This window comes from Aquitalea magnusonii (genome assembly GCF_003202035.1).
GTDB classification, from domain to species: Bacteria; Pseudomonadota; Gammaproteobacteria; order Burkholderiales; family Chromobacteriaceae; genus Aquitalea; species Aquitalea magnusonii.
The window spans coordinates 49,997-72,027 of the sequence record NZ_QJKC01000007.1; the positions used below are offsets into that span (position 1 = coordinate 49,997).

A 22,031-nucleotide genomic window follows, 5' to 3' on the forward strand; every position below is an offset into this window, starting at 1 on the left:
AGGCGGGGCTCCCGTTTGCAATGAAAAAATTTTCCGAATGGCCAATCTGGCTAAGACTCACCAGCGCCATCTGGTGCTGCCTGGTACTGGCATGGAGCGGGCTGATTGCCTGGGAAACCACGGTCAGCCGCGACATCGCGGTGTCCCAGGCCAAGGACCTGGCCAGCAGCATGAATGAAATGACCCTGGCCGGCCTCACCGGCATGATGATGACCGGCACGGTAGGCCAGCGCGATGTGTTTCTCGATCAGATCAAGGAATTGTCTGCGGTGCGCGAGTTGCGGGTAATCCGTGGCGATGCGGTCAGCAAGCAGTTTGGCCCCGGCAATGCCGGTGACAAGGCGCACGCCGCCGATGAGGCCGAGAAAGGAGCGCTGGCCAGCGGTCAGCCCTATATCGCCATCGAATCCACCCCGCAGCTGGGCGAACACCTGCATGTGGTGTACCCGGCGCGCGCCGCCAGCAACTATCTGGGCAAGAATTGCATGACCTGTCACCAGGTCAGTGCCGGCACGCCGCTGGGTGCGGTCAGCATGCGTATTTCGCTGGAAAAACCCTATGCCTCGGTCACCCAGTTCCGCAACCAGAGCATCCTGTTCGCCATTGTCGCCTCGCTGCCGCTGATGGCCGTGGTGTTCTTCTTCATCCGCAGCTTTGTCACCCGTCCGCTACAGGCCATGGCCGGCGGACTGGCCGAACTGGCCAAGGGCGAAGGCGACCTGACCCGGCGGCTGGAGGTGCGCCACCAGGATGAAATCGGCCAGACTGCCAGCCTGTTCAACCAGATGCTGGGCTCGATTGCCGAGCTGGTCAGACAGGTAGGCAGTGCCGCCCGCACGGTAGCCTCTTCCGCCGGCCAGCTCAGCGATGGCGCGGAAAAGCTGGCAGACAGCTCGCGCACCCAGAACGCCCAGTCGCAGGATGCGGCGCAAGCCGTCGAGCAGCTGGCACAGCATATTGGCGAAATCGCCCGCCATGCCGAACAGGTGCTGGAACAGTCGGACGAAAGCCTGCAGCGCTCGCAACAGGGCCGCCGCAACCTTACCCAGTTGCAACAGGAAGTCAACCAGGTGCAGCAGGCGGTGGAGATGATGGCCGAAGCCGAAACCGAGCTGGTGAAGTCCACCAGCTCCATCACCAGCATGACGCAACAGGTGCGCGACATCGCCGAACAGACCAATCTGCTGGCGCTGAACGCCGCCATCGAAGCCGCCCGTGCCGGCGAAGCCGGACGCGGCTTTGCCGTGGTGGCGGATGAAGTACGCAAGCTGGCGGAAAAATCCGCCCTGTCGGCCCGCGAAATCGATACCGTGACCGGGGCGCTCAACCACAAGACCGAAGCGGTACGCCAGGCGGTGGCCGCCAGCCTCAGCTCGCTGGAAGCCAGCCATCTGTCGGCAGGGCAAGTGGCCAGTGTGCTGGAGTCGGCCAGCGATTCCGCCACCGCCGTGCGCAATGGCCTGCGCCAGATCGTGCAGGTGACCGAGCAACAACGCGAAACCAGCGAACGCGTCACCCGCAATATCGACAGCATTGCCGAGCTGGCCAATACCAATGACACGGCCATCCAGCACACCGTGCGCTCTGCCGAGGAGCTGGAACAGCTGGCAGGCGGGCTGAACGATTCGGTAGCCCGTTTCAAGGTGTAGCAGACCTGCATGACCAACCACGCCAGTGCGCCCCGGCCCACTGGCGTTTTTTCTGCCAGGCAGCCAGCCAGCGCCACATCCGCAACAGCCGGTTTGGCCAATACGCCGCCAGCTGTTACACTGCCAGCCCGTTTCTGTCGTGATATCGCCAAGTCCGTGAAAAAAATCGCCTTTTCCAGCCTCACCGCCCTGCCTGAAGCCCTGCGCTCCAACCTGGACAGCCTGGGTTACCACAGCATGACCCCCATCCAGGCCGAAAGCCTGCCGGTGATTCTGGAAGGCCGCGACCTGATCGCCCAGGCCAAGACCGGCAGCGGCAAGACCGCCGCCTTTGGTCTAGGCATGCTGGCCGGCATCAATCCGCGCTGGTTTGCCGTGCAGGGTCTGGTACTGTGCCCCACGCGCGAACTGGCCGACCAGGTGGCACAGGAAATCCGCCGTCTGGCACGCAGCATCGACAATATCAAGGTGGTCACCCTCACCGGTGGCTCGCCCATGGGCCCGCAGCGCGGCTCGCTGGAACACGGTGCGCACATCGTGGTGGGCACCCCCGGCCGCTTGCAGGATCACCTGTTCCGCCAGTCGCTGGACCTGTCCAATGTGAAAATGCTGGTGCTGGACGAGGCCGACCGCATGATAGACATGGGCTTTATCGAGGAAATCGTCGGCATCGTGCGCGCCTGCCCGCGTCAGCGTCAGACCCTGCTGTTCTCCGCCACCTACCCGGACACCATCCGCAAGGCCAGCGCGCAGTTCCTGCGCCAGCCGGTGGAAGTCAAGGTGCAGGCCCTGCACAGTGGCGACCATATCGAACAATGGTTCTACAAGGTGAAGCCGGAAACCCGGCTGGAAACCGTCACCCGCATCCTGCAGCATGTGCGCCCGGCTTCGGCGCTGGCCTTCTGCAATACCAAGGAACGCTGCAAGGAGCTGGTAAAGGATTTGCAAGCGCGTGGCTTCTCCGCGCTGGCGCTGTATGGCGACCTGGAACAGCGCGACCGCGACCAGATCCTGCTGCGCTTTGCCAACAAGAGCACCACCGTGCTGGTGGCCACCGACGTGGCGGCACGCGGGCTGGACATCAAGGAACTGGACCTGGTGATCAATGTGGACGTGAGCCACGACCCGGAAATCCACATCCACCGCATTGGCCGTACCGGCCGCGGCGAGCTGCACGGCCTGGCCATGACCCTGGCCTGCGAAAACGACGCACGCCGTCTGGTGCAGATCGAGGATTACCAGAAAGCCCCGCTCACCTGGGCCGAAGTCAGCGAGCTGACCCCGGCACCGGGCGGCCAGCTGATTCCGGCTATGGTGACGCTGGAAATTGCCGGCGGCAAACGTGACAAGCTGCGTCCGGGTGACATTCTGGGCGCGCTGACGGGTGACGGCGGCATTGCCGGCAGCCATGTCGGCAAGATCAACGTACTGGAGGGCGCCAGCTTTGTCGCCCTGCAGCGCGACATCGCCGAACAAGCCTTCGAGCGCCTGTCGGTCAGCAAGATCAAGGGCCGTCTGTTCAAGATGCGCTTTGTCGAATAAGCCTTGCGCGCCGCAACAAGCCAAAGCCACCCCGCGGGGTGGCTTTTGTCATTTCAGCCGCGCAACACACTGACTCAGAACGGTTTGTCACCCAGGATGGTAGCCCGGTGCATGATGCGGCGGTTGGGGCGGTAATCGTCCACCGCATAATGACTGGTAGAGCGGTTATCCCAGAAGGCCACATCGCCAGCCTGCCAGCGCCAGCGGATGGTGAACTCCGGTCTTGCCTGATGGGCCAGCAGGAAGGCCAGCAAGGCGGCGCCCTCTTCTTCCGGCAGCTCGTTGATTTCGGTAGTGAAACCGCCATTGACGAACAGGCCCTTGCGTCCGCTCACCGGATGGGTACGCACCACCGGATGGCTTAGCGGCGGATTGTCACGCCGCGTCTGTTCCCATTTTTCCCGGTCAGCCGGGGTCAGGCCAAAGCGCTTGAGCGGGAAGGTCTTGGTGAAGTCATGGGTGGCGGTCAGCCCTTCCAGCAAGGTTTTCAGCCGGTCGGACAGCGCATCCCAGGCAGCAAAGCTGCTGGCCCACAGCGTGTCTCCGCCATACTCCGGCAGCAAGCGTGCCGCCAGTACCGCAGCGGCTGGCGGGGTTTCGATGAAGGTGACATCGGTGTGCCAGATGGCATTGTCCTTCAGGTCGAAAGCGTCGGTATCCAGAATCATCACCTGCGGCGCATCCGGGTGCTGCGGGTAGATGGGGTGAGTGTGCAGATCGCCAAAGCGGGCGGCAAAATCGCGTTGCTGGCGCGGGCTGATGTCCTGATTTCGGAAGAACAGCACCTGGTGTTGCAGCAGGGCCTGCTGTATCTCCTGCTGCAGGCTGTCGGTCAGCGGCTGCGCCAGGTCCACACCTTCGACAATCGCTCCCAGCGCCGGGGACAAACGGGTAAGCGTCAGACTCATCTTGATATTCCTTGCAGTATTCGGTTCTGGCCGCCGCCGCAGGCAGTGGCCATGAAATCTTTAGTCCAGCTGGCCATGCCAGGGGGCGAGGCGTCGCTGCAACAGGCGCAAGCCCAGTTCCAGCGCAAAGGCAATCACCGCGATGACGGCAATGCCCAGAATCACCACATCAGTCACCAGGAACTGCGCCGCCGACTGCACCATAAAACCCAGACCACGGGTGGCTGCCACCAGCTCGGCCGCCACCAGGGTGGACCAGCCGGTCCCCAGGCCAATGCGGATGCCGGTGAGGATTTCCGGCAAGGCTTCCGGCAGGATGACAAACCACAGCAACTGGCTGCGGCTGGCCCCCAGTGTCTGGGCGGCACGCAGGCGGTTACGGCTGACCTGTGCCACACCGTGACTGGTGGCAATGATGACCGGGGCCAGTACCGCCAGGAAAATCAGCAGCACCTTGGACAACTCGCCAATGCCGAACCAGATGACAATCAAGGGCAGATAAGCCAGTGGCGGCACCGGGCGATAGGCCTCGATCAGCGGGTCCAGCAGGCCACGCGCCACCGGGCTGACACCCATCAGCACGCCCAGCGGGATGCCCAGCAACACCGCCGCCAGCAAGGCCAGCACGATGCGTTGCAGGCTGGCCGCCAGGTGCTGCCACAAGGTGGCGTCCATAAAGCCCTGGGTGCTGACGGTAACCAGTTTGGCCAGCACCGCTTCGGGTGCCGGCAGAAACAGCGGCGGCACAATGCCGCTGTGCGACAGCCCCCACCAGCCGCCCAGCACCGCCAGCAGGCTGATCAGGCTGAGCCAGCCACGGCGGTATGGCTGCCACCAGTTGTTGCGCGGCGCGCGGCTGCTGGCCGGCAGTTCATCCGGCACCGGTTTGCTGATGGCGACATCAGCCAGTTTTTGCTCCAGTGTGTGTTCCAGTGCATTCATGCGGCAATCTCCTCGGCCTGACGGCGATGGTCGAACAAGGTGGCCAGCAATTGCTCGCGCAGCGCGATAAAGGCCGGATCGGACTTGATGGCCCGCGCCGATTCACCGGCGCGATAGCGCTGGCTGAAGCCCGGACGCAGGGTCTGGACAATGCGGCCCGGTCCTGGCGACATCAGCACCAGTTCGGTGGCGAGAAACAGCGCCTCTTCGATATCGTGGGTAATCAGGAAAATGCGTCGCCGTGCCTGCTGCCACACCTTGAGCAGCAGTTCCTGCATTTGCTCACGGGTAAAGGCATCCAGTGCGCCGAAAGGCTCATCCATCAGCAATACTTGCGAATGGCTGGCCAGTGCGCGGGCAATCCCCACGCGCTGACGCTGGCCGCCGGACAGCTGCCAGCTGTAGCGGCTACCGGCCTCCGGCAGGTCGACCAGGCGCAGTACCTCGTCGGCCCGTGCCAGCCGTTCGGCCTTGGCCACGCCTTGCAGGCGCAAGCCAAAAGCCACGTTGTCGCGCACATTCAACCAAGGCAATAGCGCGTCGTGCTGAAACACCACGGCGCGGTCGGCCCCCGGCCCGGTTACCCGGGCTTCACCAAAGCGCACCTCGCCGCCATCCGGCTGGACAAAACCGGCAAACAGGTTCAGCAAGGTGGTCTTGCCGCAGCCGGACGGCCCCAGTGCCACGGTCAGGTCATCCGGGCCGATGTCCAGCGACACCTCGGACAAGGCTGGGCGGTCCTGACCGGGATAGCGCACGCTCACCTTGTGGGCGGAGAGGATGGCCATGATTATTTCGCTGCCTTGACAAACTGGTTGCTGACATAGGGGCTGTAATCAGCCTGCAGGCTGTCCACCTTGCCTTGCGATTTCAAAAAGGCCGCGGTATTGGCCACCGCCTGCACGAAAGGCTTTTGCAGCAGGGCAATCTGTTCTTTCTGGGTGAGGAAGCGGTTACCCTGCAAGCCCAGCACCACGTCGGCCGGCGCAGCACCGGTCAGGCGGCTGATCTTGTCGATATTGTCCTTGTTGGCGATAAAGGCCTTGGGGTTGGCCACATAGCCGGCGATGGCATCCAGCGACACCTTGGCAAACTTGTTGACGAATTCCGGATGGGCATCGGCAAAGTCCTTGCGCACGATCCAGATATCGTAGGTCGGCGCACCCCACTTGGACACTTGGGCCGAGCTGGTCAGCACCTTGCCGTTGGCCTTGATCTTGCCCAGTGCCGGGTCCCACACATAGGCGGCATCAATATCACCACGCTGCCAGGCAGCGGTAATTTCGCTGGGGCGCAGGTTCAGCACATTCACCTTGGTCGGGTCGACCTTCCAGTGTTTCAGCGAGGCCAGCAGGCTGTAATGGGTGGTGGACACATAAGGCACGGCCACTTTCTTGCCAATCAGGTCCTGCGGCTTGCTGATCTTGCTGCCATTGCGCACCACCAGTGCCTCGGCATCGCCGATTTCGTCAGCCACCAGGAAGGTAACAATCGGCAGGCCACGGCTGGCAGCAGCAGCCAGCGGGCTGGAGCCCAGGTTGCCAATCACCACATCACCGGAGGCCACGGCGGCAATCACTTCGGAGCCGCTTTCAAACTTGCGCCAGTTGATCTGGCTGCCGGTGGCTTTTTCATAAGTACCGTCGGCCTGCGGAATCTTGGTCGGGTCGATGCCGGTCTGGTAGGCAATGGTCACCGCATCGCCCGCATGGGCCAGGCTGCCGAACAGGGCCAGCGCAGCGGCAATCAGCGAGAGGCGAAGCTTCTTGGTCTTGGCTTGTGTCATGGTGTTTTCCGTGATGGTGGGTTTGTTTGCTGGACACCAATCTAGCAAGCAGCCATCGGAAAACTAAGCAAGAAAAAACGCATTACTTATCAGAAACATGAAATTGACCAAGCACACTCAACCGGCAAGAAACGGCAGGATGATGAAAATCCCATGACATGACACAAAGACAGCGCAGCCCACTGGCGATATCATTTACAACATAAATTTACAGCATCGTGCCCAGTCAGCAGAAAATGGCCGACCATGACCCGGACAAATCTCGGGCAGGACTATGGCTTGGCCAGGCCTGGGTTGAACGCGGCAAAGCCTTAAAAAAATTCATTAATATTCTAATAAAGCAGACTAGCCATCAGAGGGAGATACAAGAATGTTTGGATCAGGTCACAAAAAGCGCATCCAGCAACTGCAGGATCGGGTAGCAGAACTGGAAGGCGCACTCCAGCAGAGCCAGCGGCAATTGCAGGACAGCGAACAGGCGCGCCAGCAGGCCGAGCAGCAGGTCAATGCCCAGCAAAGCCAGAACCAGCGCAATCAAAGCTATGTGGAACCTTTTGGCGATTTCTGCAACAGCCTGTCCAGCATCCGCGGCTCCTTTGCCGAGCTGGCGGCGCTGATGGAAAGCCATTTCGGCGCAGCGGCCGATGCCGTCACCACCCTGCACCACACCCGTGGCGCGGTGGATACGCTGGCACACAGTTTCGACGAAATCGCCCAGGCGCAGCAGAAAACCGCCGCTGCCATGGACTCGCTCAATAGCAAGACCGGACAGATCCGCCAGTTTGTGCAGCTGATCAAGGACGTGGCCGACCAGACCAATCTGCTGGCGCTGAATGCCGCCATCGAGGCCGCCCGTGCCGGCGAACAGGGCCGCGGCTTTGCCGTGGTGGCGGACGAGGTGCGCAAGCTGGCCGAGCGCACGGCCAATGCCACCAATGAGATCTCCACCCTGGTGAGCGATGTGGAAAGCGCCTCGCTCAACACCAAGCAGCAAGTCACCGAAGCAGCCGGACAAGTGGCCGGCTACCGCGATACCGGGCTGGAAACCGCCGCTGCCATCCGCAGCATGGTGGATGTCAGCGAACAGATGGCACGGGTCATCGCCCAGGGCACCAATACCAGCTTCATGGAGGTGGTCAAGCTCGACCATGTGGTATTCAAGCTGGACATCTACAAGGCTTTCATCGGCTACCACGACCTGGCGGCAGACAAGGTGTCCTCGCACCAGCATTGCCGTCTGGGCAAGTGGTATTACGAAGGTCGTGGCGCACAGGAATGCAAGGGCAACAGCCAGTTCATGCAGCTGGAAGCCCCGCATGCCAATGTGCACAATGCCGGCAAGGAGGCACTGAACGCCTTCCACGCCAAGGATTTCGCCAAGGCCAGACAGGCGCTGCAGCGCATGGAAGAGGCCTCCGACCAGGTGATGGATCTGCTGACCCAGCTCGAACAGCAGCCTTGCAGCAACAAGGTTTGAGTGACCGGTGCGCCAGCCCTGGCTGACGCGCTGGCCGCTCATGCCGCCACAGGGCTGCGCTGCTGCATGCGCTGGCGCAGTGCGTCGATGGCATAGCGCACCTTGGCCGGCTGTGCATCACGCCTGGGCGTCACCGCATAAATGCCCAGCGCCGGCAAACGCCATTCGGGCAGGATACGCAGCAAGCGGCCATCGGCCAGTTCCTGCCTGATTTCCGGCTCCGGCTGGATCGACAAGCCCATGCCGGCCAGCACAAACTGGCGCGCCGCCAGGATATTATTGCTGCTGACCCGGACACCCACCTCGGGCCGTACCACCACCCCTTGCGCATTCTCCATGCTCAGCCAGCTCTGGCTGCGTTGATGATCCAGCATCACCCATTGGTGCTCGGTCAGCTGTTGCGGCTGGGTAATCGGCGCATGGCGGGCCAGATAGGCCGGCGCAGCGCACAGCACGCTATCCCAGTCCGCCAGATGGCGTGCCACCAGGCTGGAGTCTTTCAAGTCGCCCGCGCGCAAGGCCAGATCGATACGATGCTGTACCAGATCGATCATCTCGTCATGAAAGAACAACTTCAGGCTGAGTCGGGGATGGGCCGCCAGCAAGGGCGCCAGCGCCTCGCTCAGCATGGGGCCGGCAAAACCGGTGGGGGCCGCCAGCCGCAGCTCGCCCACCGGTGCATCGCGCAGCTCGCTCAGCCTTTGCTCGGCCAGCTGCGCGGCCGCCAGCATGTCGGCACAGCCCTGGTAAAACAGGCTGCCGGCTTCGGTCAGGGTCAGGCTGCGCGTGGTCCGGTGCAACAAGGACACGCCATGCTCGGCTTCCAGCTTGCTGATATGCTGGCTCACTGCCGAAGGCGTCATGCCCAGCTGCCGCGAAGCGGCAATCATCGAGCCCTGCTCCACCACGGTGGCAAACACCGCCATACGCCGTAACATTTCCATATTATTAAGTTCAGCTAATTTATTAATGGCAGTATCGCCGGATTATCAGCAGATCAGCAAGCGATTACAGTTGCTTCCATCCATTATCGAAAGGAAAGCAAGATGAAAATAGCACTGATCGGCGCTAGCGGTTTTGTTGGCTCGGCCATCCTGCAAGAGCTGCTGGCCCGCCAGCATCAGGTTTCTGCCATTGTCAGCCGTCCGGAACGCCTGCCCGCCCACCCGCAACTGCACGCCGTCAAGGCCGATGCCTATGATGCCGCCACCATTGCCAGCGCCGTGGCCGGCCACGACATGGTGATCAGCGCCTTCAACCCCGGCTGGGACAAGGCCGATATCCGCGCCCTCTTCCTCAAGGGCCATGCCGCCATTGTTGCCGGGGTGAAACAGGCAGGGGTGAAACGCTTTCTGGAAGTGGGCGGAGCCGGCAGCCTGTACGTGGCACCGGGCGTGCAACTGATCGACACCCCGCACTTCCCTGCCGAATACAAGGAAGGCGCCGAAGGCGCGCGCCAGGCACTGGCCGACCTGCAACAGGAAACCACGCTGGACTGGGTGTTCCTGTCGCCGCCGGCCCAGCTGGCGCCGGGCGCGCGTAGCGGTCAGTACCGTCTGGGTGGCGATACACTGCTGATGGATGGAGAAGCCCCCGCCGGCATCAGCGTGGCCGACCTCGCCGTTGCCATCGTCGACGAAGCGGAAACACCGCGTCACAGCCGCCAGCGCTTTACTGTCGCACACTGACTTTCCACCTCACCCGCCTTGGCCGCCCTGCTCCTGCAGGCGGCTTTTTTCATGCGCCGGCGCATGAAAAAAGCGCACATCAAAACCCGCGTCAATATTGGCGTTGACAGCCATTCCCGGCTTATCTACAGTGCCAGCCAGCCGTACTGGATGGCGCGGGAGAGATCACCTTTGCGGTGACGCCGAAGGGGTATCGCCCCAGAAACTCTCAGGCAAAAGAACCGCGCCGTCGTCTGGCTCTCTGGAGAGAAGGACCGGGCCAGTACGCCCGGCCTCGCCGAAGGAAAAGACAGCACGCGTTGTCGAAGATTGTTGACAAACCCCTCGCGCTTTGTGAAATGCAAGCGCGGCTCCCTTCTTCAATAGTCAGGACAAGGGCGGGGTATCGGGAACAGACAGGAAGGCTGCGGAATCAATCAGCGCGCCGGAAGGCGCGGCTCCTGCGCAATCCTGTCAAATTACCTTGTCAGCAGCCTGAGACAGCCCCTGCAGTCGCAATCTCTCAGGCAAAAGGACAGAGGGGGCAGTGACTGCATCATGTCAGCATGCGTCGGCCTGCCCGGTTTGCGAGCGATGGAGCCTGCCTGCCCTCGCCCGTCCTGCCTGCCATCGCTGCGCCAGCCACCATGATCCGTCACGCACACGGCATTTACTGCCGCAAACAACAGCGGATCAGACGCTTCGCGACGCCTGATGGCCGGAAGCAGAACAGTCCGCACGCACAAAACATGACAGGCTGACACCTACATCAAGGGGCCGCTTCCAATAGCAGGCGGACCACATCCGAAACACCGGCAGCGCCCGCAAACGGCCTGCCCGCAGCAGACAAGAGAGCAATATGGCTATCAGCGTTTTCGACCTGTTCAAGATTGGCATCGGCCCGTCCAGCTCGCACACCGTCGGCCCCATGCGCGCCGCACGCCAGTTTGTCGCCCGGCTGGACAAGGACGGCCTGCTGGCCGCCACCCGCCGCGTACGCAGCGAGATGTATGGCTCGCTGGGTGCCACCGGCAAGGGTCACGGCTCGGACACCGCCGTGCTGCTGGGCCTGGCGGGCGAACTGCCCGACCTGGTGGATACCGATGCCGTGCCGGACTTGCTGGCAGCAATCCGCAGCAGCAAGCGGCTGAACTTGCTGGGCCAGCAGGACATCGCCTTCAACGAGGCCGAAGACCTGATCCTGCACAAGCGCAAGACCCTGCCCTACCACCCCAACGGCATGATTTTTGAAGCCTTCGACGCCGCAGGCAACAGCCTGTCCAAGCGCGCCTATTATTCGGTGGGCGGTGGTTTCGTGGTGGACGAAGCGGCCATCGAGGCCGGCTTCACCCCGCCGGGCGTCACCGAACTCAAGCACCCCTTCAATAGCGCGGCGGAACTGCTGGCGCTGTGCAAGGAACAGGGCAAGAGCATCAGCCAGATCATGCTGGAAAACGAGCTGGCCTGGCGCAGCGAGGAAGAAGTCCGCCGCGACCTGCTGACCATCTGGGGGGTGATGCAAGCCTGTGTCAAACGCGGCTGCCAGCGCGAAGGCACCCTGCCCGGTGGCATGAAGGTAAAACGCCGTGCTGCCGACATGTACCAGAAACTGCTGGCCGCGCCGGAAGCCGCGCTGCGCGACCCGCTGACGGTGATGGACTGGGTCAATCTGTATGCGCTGGCCGTGAACGAGGAAAACGCCGCCGGTGGCCGCGTCGTCACCGCGCCCACCAATGGCGCGGCTGGCATCATCCCGGCAGTCATGCACTATTATTCGCGCTTTGTGCCGGGCGCCAGCGAAGACGGCATCGTGCGCTACCTGCTGACTGCCGGAGCGATTGGCATCCTGTTCAAGCTCAATGCCTCCATTTCCGGCGCGGAAGTCGGCTGCCAGGGCGAAGTGGGCTCGGCCTGCTCCATGGCCGCCGGTGCGCTGGCCGAGGTGATGGGCGGCTCGCCGGAACAAGTGGAAAATGCGGCGGAAATCGGCATGGAACACAATCTGGGACTGACCTGCGACCCGGTGGGCGGCCTGGTGCAAGTGCCGTGCATCGAGCGCAATGCCATGGCCTCGATCAAGGCCATCAACGCCGCGCGCATGGCGCTGCGCGGTGACGGCCAGCACTGCGTGTCGCTGGACCGCGTGATCAAGACCATGCGCGACACCGGCCGCGACATGAGCACCAAGTACAAGGAAACCGCGCGCGGCGGCCTGGCCATCAATGTGATCGAAGTACCCGTCAACGTGGTGGAATGCTGAGTCACCCCCGCCCGTAACAAAACAGGCCGTGGACTACCGTCCACGGCCTGTTTGTATTCGGCTTCCGCCATCGTCCATCACGACCCGGCCAGCACACCATGCCACCACTCAGGCAGACTGCGCCTGCAATTCCGGCGCCAGCTGACTGGTATGCACCCGGTTGCGCCCACCATTCTTGGCCTGATACAGGGCCTGATCCGCGCGCTGACACAGCTGATCGAAGTTCTCCCCGCCCTGCCAGCCGGCCACACCGATGCTGATACTGTAGCGGCACTCGCCAAAACTGCTGACCACCCGATGTTGCTGCGCCCGCAAACGCAGCCGCTCGGCCACCAGCTGCGCCGCGGCGACGCCGGCATCCGGCAGCAAGACCGCAAATTCCTCGCCACCCAGCCGCCCCAGCGCATCGCGGCCACGCAGATGCTCGCCCACCATGTCGGCAAAGGCTCGCAGCACTTCATCACCCGCCGCATGGCCATAGGTGTCATTGATGGCCTTGAAGTGATCCAGGTCGATCAGCAACAGTGTCAGCGGCCGACGCGTGGCGGCCGCCTGCAGGATGAACTGCTGGCCGGTGGCAAACAGGTGCTTGCGTGACAAGGCGCCGGTCATGAAGTCGCGGTTGGCGGCTTCTTCCGCTTCGGTCTGCAGGGCCTCGTGCAGCATCAGCACCGCCGCCATGGACAGTGCCGGCATGATGGCGGCACCAAGGCACAGCAGCAGCACATTCCAGCCGCTGGCCAGCATGATGTTGGTGGGCGCGGGATGCAGCATGCCGAAATACAGGCTGCGTGTGATCTGCGCCACGGCAAACAGGCAGGACAGACCGGTCAGCAGCCGGTAGTGCACGCTGTTGCGGCGGCCGGTGTAATGGCGCAGCATCAGCCAGGCGGTGGCGGTGCAAACCGCCGCGCCATAGGCGGAAATCGCCATCACCCGTAAAGGCAGGCTGTCGACTCCGTAACGCCAGTAGGCCACGGCCAGCACTTGCAGCACCGCACCGCCCAGCAGGTATTTCCAGCGGGACGGCTGGCCGAGGAAATGTGCGCAGCCGGCATAATAGCAAGCCGCCGACAGCGCCACGACGCCATTGGCCAGCACAATGGAAATGACATCGGGTATGATGCCGCGCAAACCCAGCAAGGGCAGGTAAACCACCACCGCCACATTGGCCAGCAGCCAGTGGCGCACACCGGGCAGCCCGCTGCTGCGCAGCGAAGCCAGCACCAGGCACAGTGCCAGACTCAGCAATTCGGTGGTGAGGAAGATGGGTGCCAGCACCAATACGGGGTTGATATTCATGATGATGTATGTCGGCTGTGTTGAACCGCCGGGGAAGCCAGGCCCACCTTCCGCCAGAGGAGTCGGGCGAAAACAGCAGGGCGCAATCCAGCTTTATATCAAAAATGACAGCCGCCATCATCATTTAAAACAAATATTCACATTCGGCGCCACTCACGGCACAATCCGCTGACACTCATCAGCAGGCCAGCCCATGCCCAATACCAGCCATACCGCTGCTGCCCGTCTGCGCTGCCAGGGCTGCCGCCACTACTACATCAGCCACGACGCCCGCTTTCCTTATGCCTGTCATGCCTTGCAGATCAAGAGCAAGCGCCAGCCCTGCCAGGATGTGCTGGAAGCCTCGGGCCAGCACTGTCTGTACCGGCAGCAGAAAACGGCCTCTTCCTCTTGAAAGCAGCGGTGGAGGCACCATCTGATGCGGCAGGGTCGGATTTTTCCTTTCCCCTGCCGGGCAAGCGCATTACCATTCAGGACAGGGTTGCCGGCTGTCGCAGCAGCAAGCGGCAGCCCGGAAAACCGGACAAGAATCAGGCACACATCACGGCTAAGAGCGGTTGGCATTCAGGCCTGGCACCACCGCTGTCGCCACTTGCAAGGCCCCTTACCCAGAACAAGCCAGCCATCCAGATAGGGTCTGCCCCACCATGAGTAAACCGGAAGACAAGGCCATGACCACGGCCAGCGTTTCATCCCGCATACGCTACCGCCTGCAACAGGCTGGCGTACGCTTCCACGCCAATGACAATATTGCCGACTTCATTCAGGACGATGAGCTGGACCTGTTGCAACAGGAAGTGGCAGAAAAAATGCAGGGCGTGCTGGAAAGCCTGGTCATCGACACGGTCAACGACCACAACACCCAGGACACAGCCCGCCGCGTGGCGAAGATGTTTGTGCGCGAAGTATTCCGTGGCCGTTATGTGGCCAGCCCGCCCAATACCGAGTTTCCCAATATCGAACAGCTCAACGAGCTGATGATTGTCGGCCCGATCACGGTACGCAGTGCCTGCTCCCACCATCTGTGCCCCATCATGGGCCGGGTCTGGGTCGGGGTGATGCCGAACGAACATTCCAGCCTGATCGGCCTGTCCAAATACGCGCGGCTGATCGACTGGATCATGACCCGCCCGCAAATCCAGGAAGAAGCGGTGATGCAGATTGCCGACCTGCTGATGGACAAGCTGCAACCGGACGGGCTGGCCATCGTCATGGAGGCGGATCATTTCTGCATGCACTGGCGCGGGGTGAAGGACAATAATTCGAAAATGACCAATAGCGTGATGCGCGGTTCTTTCCTGCGCGACGCCAATCTGCGCCGGGAATTCCTGTCGCTGATGCACAGAGGAAACTGACCATGCTCGTCCGACTCATTTACGCCAGCCGCAGCTGCAGCCCGATCACCAGCGAACTGGTGAAACAGATCCTGGACGCCGCCCACCAGCACAATCCACAAAGCGGCATTACCGGCGTGCTGTGCTATGGCGATGATGTGTTCGTGCAGGCGCTGGAAGGCGGCCGTGCCGAAGTGAATGCGCTGTACCAGCATATCTGCCGCGACAGCCGTCATCGCGACGTCACCCTGCTGGCCTACCAGGAAATCGATCAGCGCGAATTCGCCTGCTGGTCGATGGCGCAGGCGCCCATCGACAAGAAAAATGCCGCGCTGTTGCTGCGGCACTCTTCCAGCCCGGTCCTCGACCCCTTCCGTCTGAGCGGCAGCACCACCACCCGCCTGCTCTGCGAACTGGGCAGCTCGGGCGGCCTGCGCTCGCGCGGCTGAGCCCAGCTCAGACCAGCGGCAGGGTGATGCTAACTTGCAAACCGCCCTGCGGCAGATTGGCCGCCCGTATCCGGCCATGGTGCGCCTCGACAATGCGCTGCGCCATGGCCAGTCCCAGGCCGTAGCCGCCAGGCTGGGCATTCTGCTCGCTGCGGAAGAAGGGCTCGAAAATGGTTTTCAGCTCCTGCTCCGGCACCCCCGGCCCGCAATCACTCACGCTAATCGTCACCTCACCACTGCCACGCACCACGGCCAGTGAAACCGGGCCACCCTTGCGGGTATGGTGAATGGCATTGCGCACCACGTTTTCCAAGGCGCGCGACAGCAGCTCGGGCTGCGCCATCACCTCCGCCCTATCCTCTTGCAGCAACACGATGCGGGTGCCATTGGCCTCCGCCTCGAACTGGGCATCGGTAATCAGCTCCTCCAGCAAGGCATCCACGGGCAGGCATTCGGGCGGGTGTTGCGATGCTTCGGCATCCAGCCGCGCCAACGCCAGGATTTCCCCCACCAGCGCATCCATGCGCCCGGATTCACGCTCGATGCGATCCAGCCATTCCTCCAGCTTTTCCGGTTGCTGCCGCGCCAGATCCACTGCGGCATTCAGCCTGGCCAGTGGTGAGCGCAGCTCGTGCGACACATCGTGAAACAAGCGGCGCTGGCCGGTGATCAACTGCTTGAGGCGCTGTGCCAGGCCATCGAAATCACGCCCGAGATCGGCCAGCTCATCGCGCCGGCTACCCAGATCACTGGCCAGATGCACATCCATGTCTCCCCTGGCCACCGACTGGAAGGCCTCGCTCATCAAGCGGATCGGCTTGGACAGATGACGGGCGAGGATGGCACCGAACAGCAGGCTGGCCAGCAGCGCACCCAGGATGGGCAGCATGGGAAAGGGGCTGGGTTCCCCCGGTCCGTGCTCAGGCCCGCCACCCGGCGGGCCCGGCGGCAACAGCAGCAGGCGGTAATGCGCAGAACCGCCAAGCGTCACTTCGCGCATGGGCCGCGGCCCCAGCCGCTCCGGCACGGGCAGCGCCCGGCCCAGCAGCTCGTGCTGCTGATCGTCCAGCACCAGCAGATGCCGGCGCGCACCGGGGCTCATGTCTTGCAGATGGGCCCGCAAACCGGCCACACCTTCGCGCCGCAGTACCGCCGCCGCCATATCCAGCACCACCGTATCCATCGGATGCTGCTGCTCGACGACTGCCGCACTTTCCATGCGATGCCTGAGCCAGAATACCGTGCCCACCCCGAACACCGTGCTGATCTGCGCCAGCCACAGAATGAGAAACAGCTTCCAGAACAGGCGTCCCATGCTCAGGCCTTGATGAACTGATAACCGCGGCGGACCACGGTCTGGATGCAGATGCGGCCCGGGGCCACCCGTGACAGTTTCTGCCGGATACTGCTCATGTGCACATCCACGCTGCGGTCAAAGCGCGCCAGTGGCCGGCCCAATGCCTGCTTGGACAGCACATCCTTGCCCACCGGCTGGCCGGCATGGCGTACCAGCAATTCCAGCAGGCTGTATTCGGTGCTGGTCAGTTCCAGCGTTTCCTCGCCCCACTGGGCACGGCGCTCGCCGGGCCACATGGTGAGCGGCCCTTCACGCAACACATCGTTTTCCTGGGCCGGCAGCACCTGGTTGCCGGTACGGCGCAGAATGGCACGGATGCGTGCCAGCAACTCGCGCGGGGTGCAGGGCTTGGGCACATAGTCATCGGCACCCAGCTCCAGGCCCAGCACACGGTCGGTATCATCTCCCCGCGCGGTCAGCATGACCACCGGCAACATGCTGTGCTCGCGCACCCGCCGCAGTACTTCCACCCCACTCAGGCCAGGCATCATCACATCCAGCACCATCAGATCAAACTGGCCGGACAAGGCCTGCACCACGGCGCTGGTGCCATCACTCACTTTCTGGACCAGGCAGGATTCCCGCTCCAGGTAGCTGCCCAGCATGTCGGCCAACTCGATATCATCATCTACCAGCAGTATTCGCATTTTCCATCCTGATTATTCTGTGCAGGCCCCGCTCTCCCGGAGACTGTCGGCAGACATGATCCACATCACGGCCGCCTGCGGGGGAAGTTTTACCGGCTTTTACACTGATTTATCGCGCTTTACCGATTGTTAACCTTACTTAACCGTCCGCTGCCGCATCATGCAAGACAAGCAGCCGCCGCCGGCTTGCCCGGGTCCCTCTCTCTCTTCTGGCGGCTGCCCCCCCGATGACCACGGCAATTCTTGCCGGCTGCGTGCCGGCGCCGCACAAATTGGGCAGGAGCAGGCGGCAATTCTGCTGGCTTGCGGCCTGCAGCAGCGGCAAATCTTGCCAGGCCAGACTGCCGACTTGGCCAATGGCAGGCCGAATACTAGCAAAACCGGGCTAAAATCCTGTTTTTGCTCACACTTCTTAACATTTGCTGACAAAGATTTACATCTGGCCGGGCCGCTCCTGGCCCGAAACTTGCAATGACAGGCAGGCGCAATGCCGCGTCCTGATCTCTGGAGGTGGCTTTACTGCACAAGTCACAAGCAAGCACAGGGAGAGCCTTATCATGAGTATTTCGGGCATCAGCAGTACATCGTCGATTTACAGCAGCCAGCTGACTGGCAGCACATCCACCAGCAGCACCTCCAGCACTGGCGAAACCCGTCACCATGGCAAACACCGTGGCGGCAACGACGCCTTCATGCAGAGCGTGGAGCAGGCACTCAGCCAGCTGGGGATTTCCTTGCAGCCGCCATCCGGCAGCAATAGTGCCAGCAGCAGTAATGCGGACAGCACTTCGGGCAACAACTCGCTGGCCAGCCTGCAGGCCCCGCCGCCACCGGATAACGACGGCGACAATGATGGCAGCACCAGCAGCACCGGCAGTACGCAAAATCCGATGCAGGCCATGCATACCTTCATGCATGATCTGTTCGGCGCGCTGAAATCAGCCAACAGCAGCGCTGACAGCAGCACGGACAGTACGAGCACCAGTGCTTACGGCAATGCCGAGAGCCAACTGCAAAGCCTGATTCAGCAACTGTCCAGCTCCTCCGGCAGCAGCAGCACCAGTTCCAGCTCGAGCGCGCTCAATACACTGCAAAGCGATTTCAACAATCTGGTCAGCAGCGTGCAGCAAGCCAACGGCAGCAGTGACACCAGCTCCAGCAGCTCGGGCAGCAGTTCTGGCAGCAGCAATTCGGCCAATCTGCAATCCTTCCTGAGCGCGCTGCTGCAGAACCTGCAGAACAGCCAGAGCAACAGCTACTCGTCTTCGGTCGGCAATCTGCTCAGCACCCAGGGCTGAGTCCGCTCAGCGCAAGCCCGCCTGCGGCAGGCTTGCGCCCTCTGCAGCCACATATTGCTGCAGCCGCTGCTGCAGGAACTCGCGCAGACGCATCAGCAAGGGCGACAGCATCAGCCGGTGCGGACACACCAGATACAAAGGTGCCGGCTCGGCCTGGTAATCGGTCAGCAAGGCTTGCAGCCGGCCGGCGCGCACATCATCCAGCACATCCAGCTGCGACTTGTAGGCAATGCCCTCGCCAGCCACGGCCCAGTGGCGCACGATTTCGCCATCGTCGCTATTGCGCCGCCCGCCCACCGTCACCACCGACCACTCGCCATGCAGGGCAAAACGCCAGCGTTCATGCAGGGCATCCCCCAGCACAAATCGCAGGCACTCATGCGCGGCCAGATCGGCCGGCCGCTGCGGCCAGCCATGCCGCTGCAGATAGGTCGGCGCCGCACACAATAGCCGCCGGTTATCGGCCAGCAACGGCAGGGCGACCAGGCTGGAATCTTCCGGCACGCCATAGCGCAGGGCAACGTCCACCGGCATGCGGTAGAGATCGGCCAGCCGGTCGCTGATGTGCAGTTGCAGGCGCACCGCCGGATGTTCGGCCAGGAAATCATCCAGCCATGGCCGCAACAGCTGGCGGCCAATATCCGAAGGCATGGACAGGCTGAGCTGGCCATGCAGGGCCTGCTGTCCCGCTGCCAGCGCCTGCTCACCGGCCTGCAATGCCTCGATGGCAGCGCGGGCATGAGCCAGATAGCGCTCACCATCGGCAGTCAGACGCAGGCTGCGGGTAGAGCGCACCAGCAGCCGGACATGCAGTTCGGCCTCCAGCCGCTTCAGCCCGGCACTGGCCACTGCCGGACTGATGTCTAGCAGGCGAGCCGCAGCGGACAGGCTGCCCAGCTGCGCGGTATGCAGCAATATCTGCAGGTCTTCCAGTCGGACCATCCCCCCCTCCCTGGCAGCAGCCGCCACCGTTAGCGATCATTCATTGGAAATAGCCGGAACAGGTGGCTCCGGCACAGCGGCAGCTTGTGCCATGGCCAGGCCAGGCAGTCAGGACGATAGCCGGCCAACACACCCCGATGCTGACAACAACAGCCAGCGCGCCGCAGCTGTATGCTGCCGCAAGCAACTGGCGCATGCCGCACTCAGGGCAGGAATTCCTTCATATTGTATTTGCGTACCAGCCGCTGGTAGTCGCTGCTCTGGCGATACTGCTGCTGCGCCTGCAGATAGCTGGCAATACGCTGGGCCGACATCGCCTTGCGGGAAAAGCCGAGGTAGAAATCACCGATCAGCCAGCGCGGCTGGCGCAAGGCCACCACTTGCGACGCCAGCTCCGGCATGCCGGCTTCCAGCGACTGCAAGGAGGTGCCATACGCCACCGCGATATCGATGCGGCCAGCCAGCAGCTTGGAGAACACTTCTTCCTTGGAACTGGCCGTCATCTCGACCTGCCAGCAGGAATGCATGGCTTTTTGCACCACCTCGCCATAAAAGTAATTGCTGGCGGCCGCCATGCGATAGCCAGCATACGTGCAGGGCTGGCTGCTTTCGGGAAAATGCCGGCGCTGACTGCGCCGCACGAACAGACCGGCATACTGCCGGTGCTGGATGGCCGCCGGCATGAATACGGCATAGGCTTCACGCTCGGGGGTGCGCGCCAGATAACTGAGCGCATCCACCCGCCCCAGCTGCAGGCTGCGCAGGGCGCGCTGCCAGGGCATGGGCTTGTACACCACATGCCAGCCCAGGCGTGAGCTCACCTGGTCGATTTCCTCCAGATGGAAACCACCATGCTCCGACCCATCCCCCCTGGCGTATTCGAAGGGATGGTTATCCGACTCCTCCACGGCCACGACAAAGTCCTGGGCGGTGGCAGTGGCCGCCAGCAGCAGACAGGCCAGCCACAATCCCTGCCCTGTCCGCATTGCCCTGCGAAGGCAGGTCAGCATGCCATACCGCTTAGCCGGCCGTGCCGCCAACAGTGAGGCCGCCATCAATGCGCAAGGTGGGTTGACCCACGCCAACAGGCACGCTCTGGCCTTCCTTGCCGCAGACACCCACGCCCTGATCCAGCGCCATGTCGTTACCGATCATGGAAACATGTCCCAGCACATCCGGGCCGTTGCCAATCAGGGTTGCGCCCTTGACCGGGTAGGTCAGCTTGCCATTCTCGATGCGCCAGGCTTCCGAGGCCGAGAACACGAACTTGCCGCTGGTGATGTCCACCTGGCCACCGCCAAAGTTGGCGGCATACAGGCCATCCTTGACCGAGGCGATGATTTCCTGGGGATCGTGCTGACCGCCCAACATATAGGTATTGGTCATGCGCGGCATCGGGATATGTGCATAGGACTCGCGCCGGCCATTCCCGGTGGGCGCCACCTGCATCAGGCGTGCATTCATCGCATCCTGCATATAGCCCTTGAGAATGCCGTCCTCGATCAGCACGGTACGGTTGGTCTGGTTACCCTCGTCATCAATCGCCAGCGAACCGCGCCGGCCATCCAGCGTACCGTCATCCACCACCGTCACCCCGGCGGCGGCCACACGCTGGCCCAGCTTGCCGGAGAAGGCCGAGGTGCCCTTGCGATTGAAGTCGCCCTCTAGGCCATGGCCAATGGCCTCGTGCAGCAACACACCCGGCCAGCCGGAACCCAGCACCACCGTCATCTGGCCGGCCGGTGCCGGGCGTGCTTCCAGGTTGATCAGCGCCTGGTTCACCGCCTGGCGCACATATAGCTCCACCAGCTCATCGTCGAAACGGGTCAGGTCAAAGCGGCCGCCACCGCCGCCGGAACCCTGTTCGCGGCGGCCATTCTGTTCGGCAATCACATGCACCGACAGCCGCACCAGCGGGCGCACATCGGCCGCACGCACGCCATCATGCCGTGCCACATACACCACATCGTATTCGGAAGCGACGCCCGCCATCACCTGGATCACCCGCGGGTCCATGGCGCGCGCCAGTTTCTCCACCTTTTCCAGCAGCGCCACTTTGGCGGCGGCTTCCAGGCTGTAACAGGGGTCGATGGCCGGGTACAGATCACGCGCCCCTTGCGGCGACTGGCGCCCGGCCGAGCCATCGCCACCGGCCGCACCGATGGCCCGTACCGCATCGGCGGCACGGCCAATGGCTTCGGCACCGATATCGTCGGAATAGGCAAAGGCGGTCTTGTCGCCGGAGACGGCACGGACACCCACGCCCTGATCGATGCTGAAGCTGCCGGACTTGACGATGCCCTCCTCCAGGCTCCAGCCCTCACTGCGGGTGTACTGGAAGTAGAGATCGGCGTAGTCGACGGCATGCTGGCGCATGCGCGAGAAGGTGGTTTCGATCACGGACTCATCCACGCCATAAGGCGCAAGCAGGAGTTGATCGGCAATGCGGAATGCGTCTTGCATGGTGGGGG

The 22,031-nt window shown here is 62.7% G+C and carries 20 protein-coding genes and 1 riboswitch; of the genes, 9 read left to right on the forward strand and 11 right to left on the reverse strand.

The genetic code is table 11. The annotated features are described in order from the left end of the window. The first annotated feature begins 20 nt into the window (after positions 1-20). Entirely contained in the window at positions 21-1,649 is a 1,629-nt protein-coding gene (locus DFR38_RS08870) for a methyl-accepting chemotaxis protein (RefSeq protein WP_059286177.1), read from the forward strand. Between the two features lie 156 nt (positions 1,650-1,805). Next, a complete protein-coding gene (dbpA, locus tag DFR38_RS08875; protein WP_059286178.1) occupies positions 1,806-3,191 on the forward strand; it encodes an ATP-dependent RNA helicase DbpA in 1,386 nt (461 codons plus the stop codon). A 74-nt stretch (positions 3,192-3,265) separates the two neighbouring features. Here the strand turns inward: dbpA and tauD are convergent, their stop codons facing one another. The 4 genes from tauD to tauA are packed head-to-tail and all read right to left on the reverse strand — an operon-like array spanning position 3,266 to position 6,827. Continuing rightward, positions 3,266-4,099 (reverse strand): taurine dioxygenase, encoded by an 834-nt coding sequence (gene tauD, locus DFR38_RS08880; RefSeq protein ID WP_059286179.1) that lies wholly within the window; start codon positions 4,097-4,099, stop codon positions 3,266-3,268. Between the two features lie 60 nt (positions 4,100-4,159). Then, positions 4,160-5,041 (reverse strand): taurine ABC transporter permease TauC, encoded by an 882-nt coding sequence (gene tauC, locus DFR38_RS08885; RefSeq protein ID WP_082693460.1) that lies wholly within the window; start codon positions 5,039-5,041, stop codon positions 4,160-4,162. Next, positions 5,038-5,829 carry a taurine ABC transporter ATP-binding subunit gene (gene tauB / locus DFR38_RS08890; RefSeq protein ID WP_059286180.1) on the reverse strand — a complete coding sequence of 264 codons (792 nt, stop codon included), beginning with the start codon at positions 5,827-5,829 and terminating at the stop codon, positions 5,038-5,040. The genes tauC and tauB overlap by 4 nt, the downstream gene beginning before the upstream one ends. Positions 5,830-5,831: 2 nt before the next feature. Next, the gene (gene tauA, locus DFR38_RS08895) at positions 5,832-6,827 is read right to left on the reverse strand and encodes a taurine ABC transporter substrate-binding protein (RefSeq protein ID WP_059286181.1); all 996 of its coding nucleotides are present in this window, start codon (positions 6,825-6,827) and stop codon (positions 5,832-5,834) included. Between the two features lie 370 nt (positions 6,828-7,197). Here tauA and DFR38_RS21715 point away from each other — a divergent pair, with 370 nt between their 5' ends. After that, a complete protein-coding gene (locus DFR38_RS21715) occupies positions 7,198-8,304 on the forward strand; it encodes a methyl-accepting chemotaxis protein (RefSeq protein ID WP_110313294.1) in 1,107 nt (368 codons plus the stop codon). 38 nt (positions 8,305-8,342) lie between these two features. On the opposite strand, the gene DFR38_RS08905 is transcribed toward DFR38_RS21715, so the two are convergent. Then, positions 8,343-9,242 carry a LysR family transcriptional regulator gene (locus DFR38_RS08905; RefSeq protein ID WP_199054589.1) on the reverse strand — a complete coding sequence of 300 codons (900 nt, stop codon included), beginning with the start codon at positions 9,240-9,242 and terminating at the stop codon, positions 8,343-8,345. A 108-nt stretch (positions 9,243-9,350) separates the two neighbouring features. On the opposite strand from DFR38_RS08905, the gene DFR38_RS08910 reads away from it, so the two are divergent. Beyond that, positions 9,351-9,992, forward strand: a complete 642-nt coding sequence (locus DFR38_RS08910; protein ID WP_059287622.1) for an NAD(P)-dependent oxidoreductase — start codon at positions 9,351-9,353, stop codon at positions 9,990-9,992. 146 nt (positions 9,993-10,138) lie between these two features. Beyond that, positions 10,139-10,226: riboswitch (glycine riboswitch) on the forward strand. Positions 10,227-10,830: 604 nt separating this feature from the next. Further along, complete coding sequence (locus DFR38_RS08915) at positions 10,831-12,231, forward strand: L-serine ammonia-lyase (protein WP_110313296.1); 1,401 nt, start codon at positions 10,831-10,833, stop codon at positions 12,229-12,231. A gap of 108 nt (positions 12,232-12,339) precedes the next feature. On the opposite strand, the gene DFR38_RS08920 is transcribed toward DFR38_RS08915, so the two are convergent. After that, on the reverse strand, positions 12,340-13,533 hold the full coding sequence (locus DFR38_RS08920; RefSeq protein ID WP_110313297.1) for a GGDEF domain-containing protein: 1,194 nt from the start codon (positions 13,531-13,533) through the stop codon (positions 12,340-12,342). Positions 13,534-13,726: 193 nt separating this feature from the next. Between DFR38_RS08920 and DFR38_RS08925 the strand changes: the two genes are divergently transcribed. The 3 genes from DFR38_RS08925 to DFR38_RS08935 all read left to right on the forward strand — a co-directional run bounded on the left by DFR38_RS08925 (position 13,727) and on the right by DFR38_RS08935 (position 15,316). Next, complete coding sequence (locus DFR38_RS08925; protein ID WP_059287414.1) at positions 13,727-13,927, forward strand: hypothetical protein; 201 nt, start codon at positions 13,727-13,729, stop codon at positions 13,925-13,927. A gap of 253 nt (positions 13,928-14,180) precedes the next feature. Then, positions 14,181-14,888 (forward strand): GTP cyclohydrolase I, encoded by a 708-nt coding sequence (folE, locus tag DFR38_RS08930; RefSeq protein WP_110313298.1) that lies wholly within the window; start codon positions 14,181-14,183, stop codon positions 14,886-14,888. Positions 14,889-14,890: 2 nt separating this feature from the next. After that, positions 14,891-15,316: a BLUF domain-containing protein gene (locus tag DFR38_RS08935; protein WP_059286168.1), complete on the forward strand. Its 426-nt coding sequence runs from the start codon at positions 14,891-14,893 to the stop codon at positions 15,314-15,316. A gap of 7 nt (positions 15,317-15,323) precedes the next feature. Here the strand turns inward: DFR38_RS08935 and DFR38_RS08940 are convergent, their stop codons facing one another. Continuing rightward, entirely contained in the window at positions 15,324-16,631 is a 1,308-nt protein-coding gene (locus tag DFR38_RS08940) for a sensor histidine kinase (protein WP_110313299.1), read from the reverse strand. A gap of 2 nt (positions 16,632-16,633) precedes the next feature. Next, on the reverse strand, positions 16,634-17,320 hold the full coding sequence (locus DFR38_RS08945; protein ID WP_059286023.1) for a response regulator transcription factor: 687 nt from the start codon (positions 17,318-17,320) through the stop codon (positions 16,634-16,636). Positions 17,321-17,877: 557 nt separating this feature from the next. Between DFR38_RS08945 and DFR38_RS08950 the strand changes: the two genes are divergently transcribed. After that, positions 17,878-18,618: a hypothetical protein gene (locus tag DFR38_RS08950; protein WP_059286024.1), complete on the forward strand. Its 741-nt coding sequence runs from the start codon at positions 17,878-17,880 to the stop codon at positions 18,616-18,618. Positions 18,619-18,624: 6 nt separating this feature from the next. Here DFR38_RS08950 and DFR38_RS08955 read toward each other — a convergent pair whose 3' ends face one another. The 3 genes from DFR38_RS08955 to tldD all read right to left on the reverse strand — a co-directional run bounded on the left by DFR38_RS08955 (position 18,625) and on the right by tldD (position 22,023). After that, complete coding sequence (locus tag DFR38_RS08955) at positions 18,625-19,560, reverse strand: LysR family transcriptional regulator (protein WP_059286025.1); 936 nt, start codon at positions 19,558-19,560, stop codon at positions 18,625-18,627. Positions 19,561-19,763: 203 nt separating this feature from the next. Further along, positions 19,764-20,528: a substrate-binding periplasmic protein gene (locus DFR38_RS08960; protein WP_059286026.1), complete on the reverse strand. Its 765-nt coding sequence runs from the start codon at positions 20,526-20,528 to the stop codon at positions 19,764-19,766. 52 nt (positions 20,529-20,580) lie between these two features. After that, positions 20,581-22,023 (reverse strand): metalloprotease TldD, encoded by a 1,443-nt coding sequence (tldD, locus tag DFR38_RS08965; protein WP_059286027.1) that lies wholly within the window; start codon positions 22,021-22,023, stop codon positions 20,581-20,583. Positions 22,024-22,031 lie beyond the last annotated feature (8 nt).